This is a genomic window from Bacillus sp. FMQ74 (genome assembly GCF_001875785.1).
Classification (GTDB): Bacteria; Bacillota; Bacilli; order Bacillales; family Bacillaceae; genus Bacillus; species Bacillus stercoris.
The window spans coordinates 1-16,580 of record NZ_MOEO01000017.1 but is presented as its reverse complement, the minus strand read 5'-3'; the positions used below and the strand labels follow the sequence as shown (position 1 = coordinate 16,580).

Genomic DNA, 16,580 nt, shown 5'->3' with positions numbered 1-16,580 from the left:
CCTATGTAGCGGCAGTCCATGTGGTGCGCAAAACAAAAAGCCCTTTTAGAAAAGGGCTTTATACAATCCGTTAGACAGCGCTGCAAACTCCTCAATAGACAGGGATTCACCTCGGCGCTTGCCGTCAATATTTGTTTCTTCGAGCACTTGCTCAATCGTTGATTTTTGTGCTTTTCCTTCAGGCAGATTGTTAACTAAGTTATTGAGCAGCGTTTTACGGCGCTGCGCAAAGCTTGCCTTGATGAGCTGAAAGAAAAAGGATTCGTTTTCTACGTCCACTGCCGGGCCGTCTCGGAGAATCAGGCGGATGACTGCGGAATCGACATTAGGCTGAGGGACAAATACGGTTTTCGGAACGATCATCACCGTTTTGGCTTCTGTATAAAACTGCACCGCGATTGAAAGCGAGCCGTATTCCTTAGATGAAGGATCAGCCGCCATGCGCTCGGCCACTTCTTTTTGCAGCATGACCACAATCCCTTTCAGCGGAAGATGCTCTTCAAGCAGTTTCATGATAATCGGTGTTGTTACGTAATAAGGAAGGTTGGCTACTACCATGATCTCATCGCAGTCTTGAAATTGTTCTTCAATGACCGATTTGACATCAGCCTTTAACACGTCCTGATGAATGACAGTGACATTGTCGTAAGGTGACAGCGTATCCTTCAGAATCGGCAGTAAACGCTGGTCAATCTCAAACGCCACGACTTTTTTTGCCCGCTTGGCAAGCTGTTCGGTTAAAGCACCGATTCCTGGGCCGATTTCAATGACACCTGTTTTCTCCGTCACTTCCGCGTGATCGACAATTCGGTTTAAAATGTTCGTATCAATTAAGAAATTCTGTCCTAAGCTCTTTTTAAAAGAAAAACCGTATTTCTTCAATATCTCTTTCGTTCTAATCGGTGTCGCAATATCTTTATTCATTCTGTTCCTCCCGCATAACGGTATCGAGCGCACTCATAAAATCACTTTTTTTAATTTGAAACATTTGCAGCCGTTTTTGAAGCTGTTTGCCATTTGTATAGCCGATTTTCAACAGATCACCCAGTCGTTCGCGGCGGCGTTTGGCCGCAGATCCGCCTATTAGTCCGGCATGAATCAAATCCTCAGCCGAAATGTCACTCGGCTGCGCTTCCATCTCCTCATGCACATTTTCTAAACATGCCCTAATGCTTTCAACCGATGCATGCTCCACACCAATTCCCCGCTTGTTTTTAGGTTTGGCAAGATGCTTTGGCAAAAATGCATGCTTACAGCCGGGTACAGCCTCTGAAATGGTTTTGCGGATCTTCTCTCCCGGAAAGTCCGGATCCGTTAAAATAATCACGCCTCTGGTCTTCTGGGCCAATCGGATTTGGTCAATCACTTGATCATCAATGGCTGAACCATTTGTTTCAATTGTGTCTGCATCAACAGCCAATTTGATGCGGGCCGTATCGTCACGCCCCTCGACCACAATGATCTCTTTTATTTTCATTATTTCCTCCAAGACAAAATAAAACTTTTGTATATTTATGAAACTTTTTCTTATGTCGAGCGTCTAATAAGCAGAAAATGCACTTTGTCTATTATAACGAAAAAAACAGAGGGCGCAAAACCCTCTGAATAATAAGTATATACTAATTTAAGATCTTAATTTTGACTGTTTTATTTCCCCATCGGTACGCCGATGATTTCTCTGGGAAAAAGACGTCTATTTTGTTCCCTTTAATCGCTGAACCAGTATCTGCAGCAATAGCATATCCATAGCCTTCCACGTGGACTTTGGAGCCTAGCGGAATAACATTTGGATCCACAGCGATGACTTTGGCATTCGGATTATTTTTCAAATTGACGCCTGTCGCTGTATGTCCTGAACAACCGCTGCAGCTTGCCGTATAAGCCGTAGATGATACAGTCATGACTTTTCCTGATGATTCATTGCTGCGAGACACAACTGTTTTTGAATCACCTGAAGCGCTGACCTTCTCAACTTTTGGACTGCTCTGCTTTGTGCCGACAGCAATCACTTTATCTTTGCTCTGTTCAGCTGTTTCTTCTTTTACAAGCTCTCTGGACACTTCTTTGCCGTTTTCTTTAACGACTTCGAAATGTTTCTTAAGCTTGCCTTCTTTTCCTTTTTGGACGACCTTTTCTTCCCCTTTTTCAAGAGAAGCGTCTTCTTGCTTTTTCACATCGAACGCAATCTTCTCTTCAACTACATCGGTGACCTTTTCGATACGAGTAATTGTAATATCAGCCTTTCCTTTCGTCAGCTTTGCATCTAACGCAGGCTTGATTTTATCTTCGTCTTTTATGTTCATCTTTTGCTGTTTTAAAAAGTCAGCGACCGTAGTCGAAGTCGTCCAGATCTTCTTTTGTTTTCCTGCATCATTCACAGTAACCTGAAATGCGGGCTCTATGTTAATCTTCATGTCTTTCGAAATATCTGTATCTATTGCGGGATCAACTTGATCTTGTTCTTTCACATCAACATCTTGTTCGTCCAGTAATGCACCGACCGTCTTTGCTGTTGACCATAATGTCTTTTCTTCCCCGTTTATTGTAAGCTTCACAGGTTTTGCAGCCTCATACACAACGTCCATATCTGCTGTTATCTTTGTCTGTTTAGCAGGTGTGATCTTGTCTTCGTCTCTTGTCTTGATATCAAGCGTCTCCAAAAGATCACCGACTGTATTTGCATGTGTGCGTATATGTTTCTTTTTGCCATTGATAGAAACTGAGACTGATTGTTTCGTCAGCTCATGAGCCGCGTACGCAGTCCCGCTTCCTGCCAAAAGCAAACAAGCAGCAACCAGAATGACTTTGCTTTTGCTAAGCTTTACGGAAAACAGCTTTTTCATTTTTTGTGTGATGAAAAACGCCTCCTTCTCCTCGGAGAGATTATATAGAGTATCTAAAAGGCTGTCAACCCTCCCTTCTCTTTCTCCCAAAAGCTCAGTGTCTTCTTCATTATCCTGAAATACACTGAGAAACGGAAGAAAGACTTGTCGACAAACCTATCCTATGAGGAGAAGAAAGCATGTAGAACTTTTATAGAAAAACGCTGTAAGGGACAAGCTCTTACAAAACCCGCTAGCGTTTTTTGTCAGTTTATACGGAAAAGTCTTTTCGCATTTTCAGTCGTGATTGAGGCAATCTCTTCAAAGGTCATTTCTTTTAATTCGGCGATTTGTTCTGCCACATATTTCACATATCTCGGTTCATTTCTTTTCCCGCGGAAAGGGTGAGGCGTGAGAAACGGGCAGTCCGTTTCAATCAGCAACCGGTCATTCGGAATTTCCTTCACTACTTCCTTCGGTTTCTTCGCGTTTTTGAATGTCACCGGCCCTCCAAATGATAAATAAAAATTCATTTTCATGCATTCTCTTGCCACTTCCGCACTTCCTGTAAAGCAGTGCATAATTCCGCCCACAGCTTCTGCACCTTCCTCTTTCAAAATGGTGACGACATCCTCCGTTGCATCACGGTTATGAATGATAATAGGCAGATTGACCTCTTTTGCTAAGGAAATTTGTTTTCTAAACACCTCTTTTTGAATATCTTTAGGTGATTTATCCCAATGATAATCAAGTCCCATTTCACCTATCGCTACCACTTTCTCATGAGCAGAAAGCTCTTTAATCCACGCTAAATCTTCCTCTGTCATGTCAATCGCGTCAACAGGATGCCAGCCGATGGCTGCATAAATAAAATCATATTCCTCAATCATTTCCATCGCACGGGTAATGGTTGGACGGTCAAAACCAACTACGACAATTCGTTCAACTTTTTCAGCTTTTGCCCGTTCAATAACCTCTTCCAGATCAGTATCATATTGTTCCGCATTTAAATGCGCGTGTGTGTCAAACAACATAAGTGAAAAACTCCTTTCTTGTCGAAACACAAAAGGTGTTCGACGAATTGTTACACGTGAAACACCTTTTGTTTATCATTATTTAATTCTTGTGCCTTTCGGTAACGACTGATCGATAGATACGACTTTTAATACGCCGTCTGCTTCCCCTGCAAGGATCATACCTTGAGAAAGCTCGCCTCTCAGTTTAACCGGTTTTAGATTTGTAACGCAAACGAGTTTCTTTCCAACAAGCTCTTCAGGCGTATAATGCTTCGCTATGCCGGATACCACTTGGCGCTTTTCAAAACCAAGATCCAGCTGCAGCTTCAATAAACGGTCTGCTTTTTTCACTGGCTCTGCCTCAATGACTTCTGCCACGCGAAGTTCTACATCCATGAATTGATCAATCGTAATTTCAGGTAAACGATCAACCTCTTGCGGTTCTACTTCTTTTGTTTCTTCTTTCGCTGGCGCTGAACCCTGCATCTTCCCTTTAATGTAAGCAATTTCTTCCTCTGCCTCTAAGCGTGGGAACAATGGCTCGCCTTTTTGTACTTTTGTATCTTTCAGCTGGCCGAAAGCTGTAATGCTGTCCCAAGCTTTTAAAGATTCATCAGTAATGCCCAGCTGCTCGAACATTTTTTCCGGTGTCTTTGTTAAGAATGGCTGTAGCAGTACCGCTGAAATACGCAACGATTCAGCCAGGTGATACATAACGGATTGCAGTTCTTCTTCTTTTGCCGGATCTTTTGCAAGCACCCATGGAGCTGTTTCATCAATGTATTTGTTTGTGCGGCTGATTAGCTGCCATAAAGTCGAAAGTGCTACCGAGAATTCCATGTTTTCCATTGCTTTCTCGTAAGCCTTCACTGTTTCTTCAGCAACCGAAGTGAGCGTCTGATCAAATTCCGTTACGGCGCCTTTGTAAGAACCGATTTGTCCGTCAAAATACTTATTGATCATCGCAACAGTACGATTCAATAGGTTTCCTAAGTCATTCGCTAGATCATAGTTGATGCGCTCAACAAATCCTTCCGGCGTGAATACACCGTCAGATCCGAACGGCACTTCGCGAAGCAGGTAATAGCGAAGCTCGTCTAAACCATAGCGTTCAATTAATGTAACTGGATCTACAACATTTCCTTTTGATTTTGACATTTTTCCGTCTTTCATCAAAAGCCAGCCATGAGCGAATACTTGCTTCGGCAGAGGCAGATCCAGAGCCATCAGCATAATTGGCCAGTAAATAGTATGGAATCGTACAATCTCCTTACCGACTAAATGAACATCGGCAGGCCAATATTTTTGATACAGCTCATCATTTTCTGTATCATAACCTAGTGCTGTTAAATAGTTAAATAGTGCGTCAATCCAAACATATACAACATGCTTTGGATTTTCCGGCACCTTTACGCCCCAATCAAAAGTGGTACGTGATACTGCCAAATCCTCAAGTCCAGGCTTGATAAAATTATTAATCATTTCGTTTTTGCGTGATTCCGGCTGGATAAAGGTCGGATTTTCTTCATAGTATTTCAGAAGACGATCCGCGTATTTCCCCATACGGAAGAAATAAGATTCCTCTTTGATCAATTCAACTGGGTGACCGCTGTCAGGGCTTTTTCCGCCGATGACCTCTCCCTTTTCATTCCGCTCGATATCAACAAGCTGAGTTTCCGTGTAGAACGTTTCATCAGGGATGCTGTACCAGCCTTCATACTCATCAAGATAGATGTCCCCGTTATCAAGGAGCTTTTGAAACACCTTTTCAATGACAGCTTTATGCCGTTTTTCTGTCGTGCGGATAAAGTCGTCGTTTGAGATTTCAAGCTGCGTCCACAGTTTTTGAATATCTGCCGCTGCACGATCCACATACTCCTGAGGTGTAATGTTTTCCTGTTCAGCTTTTTGCTGGATCTTTTGTCCATGCTCGTCCGTTCCCGTTAAATAGCGAACATCGAACCCTTTTAATCTTTTGTAGCGTGCCATTGCATCTCCCGCGACTGTCGTATATGCATGGCCGATATGTAATTTTCCGCTCGGATAATAAATCGGTGTTGTAATGTAAAATGTATTGTTTTCTTGCGGCATCTTGAAACCTCCTAATCAGAATGTCAAAAAGCTCCCGCCCAAAGGACGAGAGCGGCGATAAGTGCAAATCATATATGAATATTATTTATATTTATCCTTTATCTATGATACCATCTTAGCCTTTAAGATCAAGAATATATACATATGCCCTGAAAAAGAATAATTAAAATTAAAAATCTTTAATGAAAATAAAAAAAGTCTGTTCGTGTCGAATTTTGTCGTATATAATCAAATGAAATAAAAAACTTTGGTTCGAAAGTCTTGATTTAAAAGGATTTTTAGTAGGATAATAGCTTTATTAAATATTTATAAAATGCTGTTATTTCGGTAGTTTCCAAGACATTACTGACTATAAGAACTAATTCTTACAATCAATAGTAAACAAAATGATTGACGATTATTGGAAACCTTGTTATGCTATGAAGGTAAGGATTTTGTCGAATAATGACGAAGAAAAATATAATTTAAACAAATAAGTATCTCTTGGGAGGAGAATGTTTATGAAATCTACTGGTATTGTACGTAAAGTTGATGAATTAGGACGTGTAGTTATTCCTATCGAATTGCGTCGTACACTTGGAATCGCAGAAAAAGATGCTCTTGAAATTTATGTTGATGATGAAAAAATCATCCTTAAAAAATATAAACCAAACATGACTTGCCAAGTAACTGGTGAAGTTTCTGATGATAACCTTAAACTTGCAGGCGGTAAATTGGTTCTTAGTAAAGAAGGCGCTGAGCAAATCATCAGCGAAATCCAAAACCAGCTTCAAAACCTTAAATAATCATTTCTTGTACAAAAAACGTTCTTGTTATGATACAAGAACGTTTTTTTATTGCTTAATATGGTAAGCATCGTACATTTCACGCTTTGGTACATTGCGATCGACTGCTGCTTTTTTAATGGCTTCTTTAGAAGTAGCGCCTTTCGAGATGTAATGCTCGACATGTTCTTTCGCAGTGAGGGTTTCCCACCATTGTTCTTCCTCATCTGCTTCTTCATTATTACTTCCTTCTACAACAAGACAAAACTCGCCGCGTATCTGATCCTCGTTTGCCCATTCGATGACCTCGGATATCGTTCCTCGGATAAACTCTTCATATTTTTTAGTGAGTTCACGCGTTACAGCAATTTCTCGATCCCCTAATATCTCTGCCATCGCTGACAAGGTTTCCTTCAATCTGTGAGGCGCTTCATAAAAAATAATTGTTTCCCGCCGTTTTTTAAGGGCTTCAAGCTCCTTCTTCTTTTCTTTTTTCTGTCTGTTGAGAAAACCGTAAAAGAAAAAAGGCTGCGGTATAATACCTGAAGCAATAAGAGCTGTTAATGCAGCATTGGCTCCCGGCAACGGAACAACATAACCGCCTATATCCGTAAAATCTTTAACGATTTCAGCTCCAGGATCAGAAATTGTCGGCAAACCGGCATCACTGACAAGAGCAATGTTTTTTCCTGATTTCAGCCATTCAATAATTTTGTGCCCGCTGCTTTCTTTATTGTGTTCGTGGTAGCTGACGAGCGGTGTTTCAATTTCATATACATGGCAAAGCTTTTTTGTTTGCCTCGTATCTTCCGCAGCAATCGCATCCACTGATTTCAGCGTATCGATCGCCCGGAATGTCATATCCTCTAGATTTCCGATTGGGGTTGGGACCAAGTAAAGAATTCCCATGTCCGACTTTCCATTAAAGCTCATTTGGCGCCTTAACATATACAGCCTCCTTGCTGTTCCGTTTTTCTTCTATATAAAGCTCTTTTTTCTTTCGAGTTAGTTTTTTGAAATAATATTCCGCCTGCATAGCTTCCCGCTTGGTGTCGAAAGCTTCGGCAAAAATCAATTCAACCGGACGCCTTACTTTTGTATACTTTGCGCCCTTTCCGTCATTGTGTGTCTTCACCCGTTTATGCAGATCGTTGGTATACCCGGCATACCAGCTATTGTCCTTACATTTCACGACGTAGAAGAAATGATTATTTGTCTCCATATAAAATGGTCCTGATCTCTTTTGTATATTCATTTTGTTCATCATAAACGAACAAAGGAGGAAGAATTTTCAAATCTGGACGCCCGCCTTTGATTCCTTCAACCAAAATGGTATTGGCTTCCTTCCCTTGCTTCGGGTAGACAAATTGCACACGCTTCGGCTCGATTTGATAAGCCTTCATCAGTTCAAAAATCTCCAGAAGCCGTCCCGGCCGGTGAACAAGTGCTGCCTTTCCTCCTTGTTTGAGCAGTTTGCTGCTGACTGAAATGACATCCTCTAATGTACAGTGGATTTCATGTCTTGCGATTCGGAGATGCTCGTTCATGTTTTGTTCAGTTTGCTTCGGCGTTTTAAAATACGGCGGATTGCAGGTGACAACATCATATCGATTATGTCCAAGTTTCTCCGGCATGTTTTTCAGATCATCATGTATGACCTGAATCTGATCCTGCAGCTTATTATACTCCACACTGCGAACAGCCATATCATGGAGCCTTTCTTGAATTTCGACACCAAGAATGTCTGCTTTTGATCTTGTACTGAGCAACAGCGGCACAATGCCATTGCCGGTGCATAAATCAACGATTTTCCCTTTTTGAATCGGAACGTACGCAAATTTCGACAGAAGCACAGCGTCCAACGAAAAAGCAAACACCGTTGGACTTTGTATGATTTTCATGTCCTCTGCCAGCAAATAATCTAATCTTTCATCATCACGTAATGAAACCATCTTCTTATCCTTTCAGTACCTTTGAAAAAGGCTCCCGTCTTATGCGGAAGCCTTTTTCCTATTTTTTATTTAAGAATGACAGACAGAAAAGACAATCTTCTTTTCGAACACTTCCATAGTGGACATTGCAGATATGAAATCCTTCTTGATACAGACGTGCCAGATTATCATATCCTTCCCCTATATCAGTTTGCTCTGTCTTCTGTGTTTTTGATTCTTTTTTATCAGCTTTGAACTTTTCAATCTGCTGCGTCGTATCGTCCAGCCGTTTGCGCAAATGCTTGTTTTCAAGCTGTAAATGATGATTTTCCTCAATCATCTCACCGATATGCTGCTTCAAATCCCCCAGCTGCCGGTACAGTGAACCAATTTGTTCTTCTAAGTTAATGACTGTATCAAATAACTCTTTTTTATCCAAGGTTCCACACCTCGTTAATCTGTGGTTTGTGCGGATACGACGCCCTCTTCCAAGAGCTCTTCCCAAGTATATTCTATCACTTTTTCACGGTTTATCAGTTCCACCTGAAGCACCCGTTCCAGAATATTTAGTCCGACGACCTTCGCGGGGCCGTTTGCTGTCGTAATCATTTCTCCAATATCCGGAAGCTGTTCTTTTGCGGTCTCATACTCATCGTTCTCATATTTTAAACAGCACATCAAACGTCCGCAAAGACCTGAAATCTTCGTAGGATTTAAAGACAAGTTCTGATCCTTGGCCATTTTAATGGAAACGGGTTCAAAATCTCCAAGAAACGTTGAACAGCAAAGCATTCTTCCGCAAGGACCGATTCCTCCGAGCATTTTCGCCTCATCCCTCACTCCGATTTGGCGCAGCTCAATTCTTGTCTTAAAGATAGAAGCCAAATCCTTTACAAGCTCTCTAAAATCTACTCGGCCGTCAGCAGTGAAGTAAAAAATGACTTTATTGCGATCAAACGTGAATTCAACATCGACCAGCTTCATATCCAAGCCATGTTCAATCACTTTCTTTTGGCAGATATCAAATGCTGATAGTGCTTCCTGTTTATTTTCTTCTACAATGAGAAGATCGCGCTCATCAGCCACACGTATCACTTTTCGAAGGGGAAGCACCACATCATGCTCATCCACCTGTTTATTTGCAATTACGACCTGGCCGTACTCAACGCCTCTGACAGTTTCTACAATTACGCAGCTGTCATGTTCTATATGAAATCCATTCGGATCAAAATAATATATTTTACCCGCTTTCTTAAAGCGGACACCAATTACATTGTACAAGCTTATCCCTCCTGCAACATTAACACCAAGTGCTCCATTAATCCTTGTACATTCACATTGGAATGAAGCCGTTTCTTTGCTTCTAAAACAGCAAGTATCTGATTCGTAACGCTTTGTTGTGTTGATTGTAGCGCATGCTGTTTTATTGATTGGAATAAGTCTTGATAAATCAATTTATCTTCATTTCCTATTTGGATGGACAACACATCACGATATATCAATAAGAGCATATCAAGACCCATTTCTTGATGGGTTTTTTCTTTGAAAAAGGGCATCCATTGATCTTGAATAAAGAAAAAAGCATGTCCTTTCCGCTGGTGTAGGACTTCATACAATTTTATCACTTTCGCTCTAGACTCTGCAAACTCATCATTTCGACTTAATTCGACTGCTTCTGCTACATTATTGGTCATGTTGGCCAGGAGCCTTGCCATATGAGGCGAGACGTCCTGTTCGATCAGTCTGTCTTCAATTGCTTTTGGCTGCAAAGGCTGAAAAGGAAGGGTTTGGCATCTTGAAATGATGGTATCCAATAACCTTTGGGGCTGCTCAGTGATGAGGACGGCCATTGTGTCTTTGTTCGGTTCTTCTAAAAATTTCAGCAGGCTGTTCGCCGCATTTGCTGTCATTTGATCTGCGTGCGAAATAATATACAGCTTTTTATGCGATTCAAGTCCGGTCTTAGAAAACTCTTCTTGCAACGCTTGAATTTGCGCCTTTTTGATTGATAAGCCATCAGGCTGAACAAGATGGAGATCGGGATGGTTCCCTGACTCTATCCGTTTACAGTTTCGGCAGCTCTCACAAGGCTCCGCGCCATCCTCCAAACAAAAGAAGCTTTTTGCAAGAAGCAGCGCGGCATCAAGCTTGCCTGTTCCTTTTTTCCCCTCAAACAAATAAGCGTGTGATAGTCTGTCCTTCTCAATACTATTATATAAAAGCTTCATCACTCTGGGCTGAAGCTCGTTCATTTCCTTCCAGGTTATTGCCATTGTATCACTCTCTATGTGTAAAGGTTAATCAATAAACCTTTTATTTCGCCAATACGCTCCAGCAAATCAATTGCCGGTTTTTCCTGATCCATCATCTCTTCTGTAAGCTTTATCAATTTTTCATCTATTTCTTTCACAAGTCCCAGCGTTCTGCTGTTCCCGTAAAGGTCAAAGCTTTTCGACGTTTCATGTGAGAGGCCGCTGTCCACAGCTTCTTTGACAAAACGTTTCACAAGTCCTTTAAATCTCGCTAAGTCTTTAAAGTTCCGCGATTTCGTTAGCCTTTTTCCAAACGCCTCTATATCGGATAACATCCTGGTAAGCTGATCAAGCTTCAATTTGCTGCTTTGGTTTTCCATTGATGTTTTAAACGATGCTGTAATCTCAGATGTTTTCACAGAGGGAAGCTGCTTATTATCTATAAATGTACGTATATCTTTATTAATTTTCACAGTTTCAAATCCTTAAAATTGATGAAATTCATCGACTGGAAGGACAAATACTGTCGCTCCGCCAACTTCAACTTCGACTGGATAAGGGACATAAGAATCAGCATTTCCGCCCATTGGAGATACAGGGGCAATCATTTGATCACGTTTCTGTCCGTTTTCTTTAATGAGACTCAACGCTTTATTGACACGTATATCCTCAACACCAATCATAAACGTTGTATTGCCTGATTTAAGAAATCCTCCCGTCGTCGCAAGCTTTGTGACCCTGAAGTTGTGATCCGTTAAGGTTTTCAAAAGTCTGTTGCTGTCCTGATCTTGTACAACTGCCACTATCAATTTCATCTGTGAAGGCCTCCTTTAGATTGGAAACAACATGATCTCGTTTACATTATTATATCAACTATTGGGAAACAGGTCACAATTGAATTTTTTTCAACGCTTCATTGATCACCTTTAGAACATCCTGAACGACGAGGTCTTTAGATTGCCCGGCATCAACTGAATGGAATCTTTCCGGAAATCGCTTCATCAGCTCTTGATAACCTTCCTGTACCTTTGTATGAAAGTCCAGTTTTTCTAAATCGAGCCTGTTTTTCTCCCGTGAGCCGTTTGCATAAATACGCTTCAGGCCTTCTTCCGGATCAATTGAAAAATAAACCGTTACATGGGGCATCATATCTCCAATGGCAAATTCATTTATGGACAGAACCTCATCAATTCCAAGTCCTCTTGCATAGCCTTGATACGCAAGCGAACTGTCTATGAATCTGTCGCAAAGAACGACATGCCCCTGTTCTAAAGCAGGTTTTACTTTTTCAACTAAATGCTGGCGTCTTGCAGCTGCATATAAGAGAGCTTCTGTTTTTGGGTCCATTAATGTGTTGTTCTCATTCAGAATAACCTCTCGAATTTGTTCTGCAATATCTATTCCGCCCGGCTCTCGAGTTGCCATAACCTGAAGGCCTTCTGCTGACAGTATGTTTTTGATTTCCTGGAGAACAGTTGTTTTCCCCGCACCTTCAGGACCTTCGAATGTAATAAATAAACCGCTCATGATTTCTCCTCTTCTATATAAACAAGTAGTTGTTTCTCTTTGATTTTCATATTCCCTTGAACATGCGTTTTCATGCTGATCAAGCGGCTGAGCTTTCGCACACTTTCTTTTGTTATTCTTTCTCCTGCCATAATCATCGGGATACCTGGAGGATAAGGGATGATATCCTCTGCATTCAGCCGGCCTGCTGCTTCCCCAAAGTCCACATATTCCTTCTTAAACGAATGTAAGACCTTTTTTTGATAAGGCAAGATAGTTACAGGCTGCGCTCCCCATTCTGCAGGAACAAACGGCCGCTCCGGAGGCGTTTTCTCAATCTCCTCATCAATGCTTCTAATGGTTTCAGCATTTATTCTCCGTTTTCCTCCCAATGGGAGAACGAGCAGTACTTGATTTTCGTCAGCAAGCTCAGTGAATATGTTGGCACGCTCTAATATGCTTTGCAGCGTATAGCCAGAATGCCCGCGTTTTGAACGAATGGTAAGCTTCAGCGGGTCAACTATAATCTGTGTATTAGCAGGGTTAACAGCTTCTGCATTTGTAAGTGAATCAAACGTTTGTTTAAGTGTTTGTATTCGCTGCAGAATGTCAGGAAGCTTTTGTTCTTCTATAATATGCTGTACATAAGCGCGGGCAATGTCTAACGAAGCCATAATCGGATAAGACGGGCTGCTGCTTTGTAATCGGTTTAAATACTCTGCCACCCGATCCCTGTTAACTCTGCAGCTGCTGTTGAGGTGCAAATAAGAGCCCATCGTCATGGCAGGCAACGTTTTGTGGGCAGACTGAACAACAATATCTGCCCCCATTTTTAAAGCTGAGACTGGAAAAGGCTCTCCTAAAATAAAATGTGCGCCATGTGCTTCGTCCACCAAAACAGGAATCCCGTAATGATGGGCCTCAGTAATGATCTCGGTCAAATCAGCACTATGCCCGTAATATGTCGGATTGGTCAGTACCAAGCCTTTCGCATCAGGATATGCTGCCAAGGCTTCTTTAATTGTACCAAGCGGAACATGCGTAGGCACATGCATCGCTGAATCAACGTCAGGTGCGAGATAAACTGGCTCTGCACCAGCTAAATCAACAGCATGAAATACAGATTTATGACAGTTTCTTTGAACCAAAATTGTGTCACCAGGTTCACAAACAGATAAAATCATCGCCAAGTTTCCGACAGTCGTACCATTCACCAGAAAAAAGCTTTCTGCCGATTCATATAATTGACTGACAAGCTCTTGCGCTTCCTTAATTGCCCCGGAAGGATGATGGAGATCATCCAGCCCTGCCAGTTCAGTTACATCAATGGTGAGAAGCGGATCGAATATTGACTTAGCGTCATCAAAAAAGACATCTCCATTGTGATGTCCCGGAACATGAAATGAATGAGAATTTCTTCTCGCATGTTGAATTAATGCTTTATATAAAGGTGTGTTCATGAAAACAATCCTTTGAATGTGTCTTCTTACACTTTATTATATCGTTCCTCTGACAGAACTTAAAGCCAGACTTACTGGTAACTATCTTTCCTTTATTGTAAGCAGCTTTTGCTTTAGATCGCCTTCCATCATCATAAGCTCTTCTTCTGCCTGACGACGTTTGATTCGTCCTTCTTCTTGTATAGTTAGTGTTTCTTCAAGCGTGCTGATTAAGCTTTCCTGCACCTTTTTCAAGGTATCTATATCAACAAGGCCTCGTTCATTTGCCCGTACAGTTTCAATTGTATTGGTTTTTAAAAGCTCCGCATTTTTCAGCAAAAGCTCATTGGTTGTATCAGATACTTTCTGTTGTGCATCCACTGCATTGCGCTGCCTTAAAAGTGTCAGTGCGATCGCAACTTGGTTTTTCCAAAGCGGAATCGCTGTCACAATGGATGACTGGATCTTTTCAGCTAACGCTTGGTTTGTATTTTGAATCAGTCTGATTTGCGGAGCACTTTGGATTGTAATTTGCCTGCTCAGCAGCAAATCGTGCACCCTTTTATCTAACCGGTCAGCAAATTGAATCAAATCATTTACTTCTTGAGCGGCCATTTGGTTATGATCACTCGATTCAGCCTGTTGCTTCAGTTCAGGAATTGTTTTTGTTTTTAATTCCTCCAGCTTCAGTTCTCCTGCAGCAATATAAACATTCAGCGCCTCGAAATACTCTTTATTTTTTTCATATAACTGCTCTAATAGCTTATTGTCACTGATTAAAGCATTTTTAGAGTGCTCCAGCTTCAAGCTGATTCTGTCTATCTGCACGCTGGTCTTTTGATATTTAGACAGCACCTCTTGAAGAGAATTTGATACTCTTCCAAACATGCGTGCCAAAAAAACCTTTTTCTTAGACTGAAGATCATCAGGATTTACTTGCTCCAGCTTTTTCATCAGCTCTCCAAGTATTTCGCCAATCTCCCCGACATCCTTCTTTTGAACATGATTAATCATATCATGAGAAAAGTTCAGCAATTTAGATTGAGCTTGTGAACCGTATAAGACAATGCTTTGCATATTTTTATGATCAATCTGTCCAGCAAGCTGAATTGCTTTTTCCTTGTTTTCCTCAGGAAGAACATCAACAAGCCGTACTTGCTCTTTCTCTGCTTTTACTGCCTCCGAACCTGGTATCTCTATGTTACCTCCAAAAGGGTCTGCCAATAATTCATCTATATGAAGGTCGCTTTGATTTCGGTTCATCGCTCTTACCCTCTTCCCTTATTTCTTTAATGAATGTTTTGCTGCATCTAATTCAAATTGCAACTCGCCAATTTCATCACCCATTACTTGAGTTAAATCTTCCTCTAAACGCTTGGTCAATTCAGTAAGAGTGATGCGTGTCTCACTTAACGACATCGACAATTCTTTGCTTTTTTTTGGGTGAGATGATAGAAAAGCATACTTCTCTGTCAATTCAACAACTGAATCGAGAGTTTGATAAAAAAATCGCTCTGCCTGATAAAACCGCTTTGGCTCTTTTTTGGTTAGCAAATAAATCCTTCTGACAAGCCTAAGGATTTCCGCATTTAGCTTAAACATTTGAATGCTTTTAACCTGAAACAATGCTTTTCTAAGACGTATGATTTTCCGCCTTGCTTCCTCTAGATTTTTCTTAATGTAAGCATACTCTCTTCCTGTCAATTCATGCTTTTTAAGAAATAACCGTCTTGCATTCCAGATACCAGCTGTGTATACGACTGCTCCTGAAGCAAGCCCATAAACAAAAGATAAAAAAAGCGACTGATTTAAACCGAAAAAGCACAATATCCCTATGAAAACAAAAGTCGCACTGCTAGTTAAACTCCACATCAAAAAGTGAAAAAATCTCTGCATGAGATAATCGACTCCTGTGTCTATACTCAGTTTTAATATTATTATCTACTACGTTCAATCCTTAAACAAGTTTCATCTTCTTTTTATTATTAAGCGTACAAAAAAAGACCTTTTCAGGTCTATGAATATAATGGCGGTGTATGAATGCTCTTTAGTTTTTTCACGTAAAAGGCATAGTCAGGATCAGAAGTTGATGTAGAAATTACTTTTCTCTCACAATCTAAGCATATGAATTTCGTATAAAGATGAATGCCTCTATTCTTCTCTTGATCACAAATCACACATGTATGATTAAGTTTAGCTGTTTCGTCCACCTTCTCCACCTCCATACAATTAGCCTCCCCTTAAAACGGATATTGTATACACTATTTAGATCTTTTTGAAACTTGGAATCAGTATATGGGCTATATAAGCTCTCGGTGTTTGTATTTGTTTGTTTTTCTCGATCTTGAGTAAACAAAAAACCCAGCTCAATGAGCTGGGTTTAAGCTTGCTTGGCGGCGTCCTACTCTCACAGGGGGAAACCCCCGACTACCATCGGCGCTGAAGAGCTTAACTTCCGTGTTCGGTATGGGAACGGGTGTGACCTCTTCGCTATCGCCACCAAACAAATGCCTTCTGGATGAAGGTACTGGGCGTTTCTCACAGGATGTGAGAGCCCTTAGCGGAGTTTCCTTACCTTTCCGCCATTAGAGAGGTGTTCTCTCAAAACTAGATAACAGGTGTGACATCATTCAAAATGTGGTTAAGTCCTCGATCGATTAGTATCTGTCAGCTCCATGTGTCGCCACACTTCCACCTCAGACCTATCAACCTGATCATCTTTCAGGGATCTTACTTCCTTGCGGAATGGGAAATCTCAT

The 16,580-nt window shown here is 41.2% G+C and carries 19 protein-coding genes and 2 rRNA genes; 1 reads left to right on the top strand and 20 read right to left on the bottom strand.

Annotated elements, in window-relative coordinates:
• Positions 1-45: 45 nt before the first annotated feature.
• From rsmA to metG, 5 genes are all read right to left on the bottom strand, one after another.
• Positions 46-924, bottom strand: a complete 879-nt coding sequence (gene rsmA / locus BLL41_RS20695; RefSeq protein WP_014662482.1) for a 16S rRNA (adenine(1518)-N(6)/adenine(1519)-N(6))-dimethyltransferase RsmA — start codon at positions 922-924, stop codon at positions 46-48.
• Complete coding sequence (gene rnmV / locus BLL41_RS20690) at positions 917-1,477, bottom strand: ribonuclease M5 (RefSeq protein ID WP_071579255.1); 561 nt, start codon at positions 1,475-1,477, stop codon at positions 917-919. The genes rsmA and rnmV overlap by 8 nt, the downstream gene beginning before the upstream one ends.
• Before the next feature lie 142 nt (positions 1,478-1,619).
• Positions 1,620-2,933, bottom strand: coding sequence for a ubiquitin-like domain-containing protein (locus BLL41_RS20685; protein ID WP_071579254.1), 1,314 nt, complete (start codon positions 2,931-2,933; stop codon positions 1,620-1,622).
• 155 nt (positions 2,934-3,088) lie between these two features.
• Complete coding sequence (locus tag BLL41_RS20680) at positions 3,089-3,856, bottom strand: TatD family hydrolase (protein WP_071579253.1); 768 nt, start codon at positions 3,854-3,856, stop codon at positions 3,089-3,091.
• 78 nt (positions 3,857-3,934) lie between these two features.
• Positions 3,935-5,929, bottom strand: coding sequence for a methionine--tRNA ligase (metG, locus tag BLL41_RS20675; RefSeq protein ID WP_071579252.1), 1,995 nt, complete (start codon positions 5,927-5,929; stop codon positions 3,935-3,937).
• A 494-nt stretch (positions 5,930-6,423) separates the two neighbouring features.
• On the opposite strand from metG, the gene abrB reads away from it, so the two are divergent.
• The gene (gene abrB / locus BLL41_RS20670; protein ID WP_003226760.1) at positions 6,424-6,714 is read left to right on the top strand and encodes a transition state genes transcriptional regulator AbrB; all 291 of its coding nucleotides are present in this window, start codon (positions 6,424-6,426) and stop codon (positions 6,712-6,714) included.
• A gap of 48 nt (positions 6,715-6,762) precedes the next feature.
• Here abrB and rsmI read toward each other — a convergent pair whose 3' ends face one another.
• The 15 genes from rsmI to BLL41_RS20595 form a co-directional block, all read right to left on the bottom strand.
• Positions 6,763-7,641, bottom strand: coding sequence for a 16S rRNA (cytidine(1402)-2'-O)-methyltransferase (gene rsmI, locus BLL41_RS20665; RefSeq protein ID WP_071579251.1), 879 nt, complete (start codon positions 7,639-7,641; stop codon positions 6,763-6,765).
• Positions 7,616-7,915, bottom strand: coding sequence for a GIY-YIG nuclease family protein (locus tag BLL41_RS20660; protein ID WP_071579250.1), 300 nt, complete (start codon positions 7,913-7,915; stop codon positions 7,616-7,618). Before BLL41_RS20660 ends, rsmI begins: the two co-directional genes overlap by 26 nt.
• Positions 7,902-8,645 (bottom strand): tRNA1(Val) (adenine(37)-N6)-methyltransferase, encoded by a 744-nt coding sequence (locus BLL41_RS20655; protein ID WP_071579249.1) that lies wholly within the window; start codon positions 8,643-8,645, stop codon positions 7,902-7,904. Before BLL41_RS20655 ends, BLL41_RS20660 begins: the two co-directional genes overlap by 14 nt.
• A 58-nt stretch (positions 8,646-8,703) precedes the next feature.
• Positions 8,704-9,063 carry a replication initiation-control protein YabA gene (yabA, locus tag BLL41_RS20650; protein ID WP_003218308.1) on the bottom strand — a complete coding sequence of 120 codons (360 nt, stop codon included), beginning with the start codon at positions 9,061-9,063 and terminating at the stop codon, positions 8,704-8,706.
• A gap of 14 nt (positions 9,064-9,077) precedes the next feature.
• Entirely contained in the window at positions 9,078-9,905 is an 828-nt protein-coding gene (gene ricT / locus BLL41_RS20645) for a competence/sporulation regulator complex protein RicT (protein ID WP_003226767.1), read from the bottom strand.
• Between the two features lie 2 nt (positions 9,906-9,907).
• Complete coding sequence (holB, locus tag BLL41_RS20640; protein WP_071579248.1) at positions 9,908-10,897, bottom strand: DNA polymerase III subunit delta'; 990 nt, start codon at positions 10,895-10,897, stop codon at positions 9,908-9,910.
• An 11-nt stretch (positions 10,898-10,908) separates the two neighbouring features.
• Complete coding sequence (locus BLL41_RS20635; RefSeq protein ID WP_071579247.1) at positions 10,909-11,349, bottom strand: YaaR family protein; 441 nt, start codon at positions 11,347-11,349, stop codon at positions 10,909-10,911.
• A 12-nt stretch (positions 11,350-11,361) separates the two neighbouring features.
• The gene (darA, locus tag BLL41_RS20630; RefSeq protein WP_003242755.1) at positions 11,362-11,691 is read right to left on the bottom strand and encodes a cyclic di-AMP receptor DarA; all 330 of its coding nucleotides are present in this window, start codon (positions 11,689-11,691) and stop codon (positions 11,362-11,364) included.
• 73 nt (positions 11,692-11,764) lie between these two features.
• The gene (tmk, locus tag BLL41_RS20625) at positions 11,765-12,403 is read right to left on the bottom strand and encodes a dTMP kinase (RefSeq protein ID WP_071579246.1); all 639 of its coding nucleotides are present in this window, start codon (positions 12,401-12,403) and stop codon (positions 11,765-11,767) included.
• On the bottom strand, positions 12,400-13,842 hold the full coding sequence (locus BLL41_RS20620; protein WP_071579245.1) for an aminotransferase class I/II-fold pyridoxal phosphate-dependent enzyme: 1,443 nt from the start codon (positions 13,840-13,842) through the stop codon (positions 12,400-12,402). Before BLL41_RS20620 ends, tmk begins: the two co-directional genes overlap by 4 nt.
• Before the next feature lie 81 nt (positions 13,843-13,923).
• Entirely contained in the window at positions 13,924-15,084 is a 1,161-nt protein-coding gene (locus tag BLL41_RS20615) for a toxic anion resistance protein (RefSeq protein WP_071579244.1), read from the bottom strand.
• Between the two features lie 18 nt (positions 15,085-15,102).
• Positions 15,103-15,717: a 5-bromo-4-chloroindolyl phosphate hydrolysis family protein gene (locus BLL41_RS20610; protein WP_071579243.1), complete on the bottom strand. Its 615-nt coding sequence runs from the start codon at positions 15,715-15,717 to the stop codon at positions 15,103-15,105.
• 119 nt (positions 15,718-15,836) lie between these two features.
• A complete protein-coding gene (gene csfB, locus BLL41_RS20605) occupies positions 15,837-16,031 on the bottom strand; it encodes an anti-sigma-G factor (RefSeq protein WP_071579280.1) in 195 nt (64 codons plus the stop codon).
• 178 nt (positions 16,032-16,209) lie between these two features.
• Positions 16,210-16,325: ribosomal RNA gene (rrf, locus tag BLL41_RS20600) — 5S ribosomal RNA — on the bottom strand.
• A 133-nt stretch (positions 16,326-16,458) separates the two neighbouring features.
• Positions 16,459-16,580, bottom strand: a 23S ribosomal RNA gene (locus BLL41_RS20595); the annotation flags it as partial.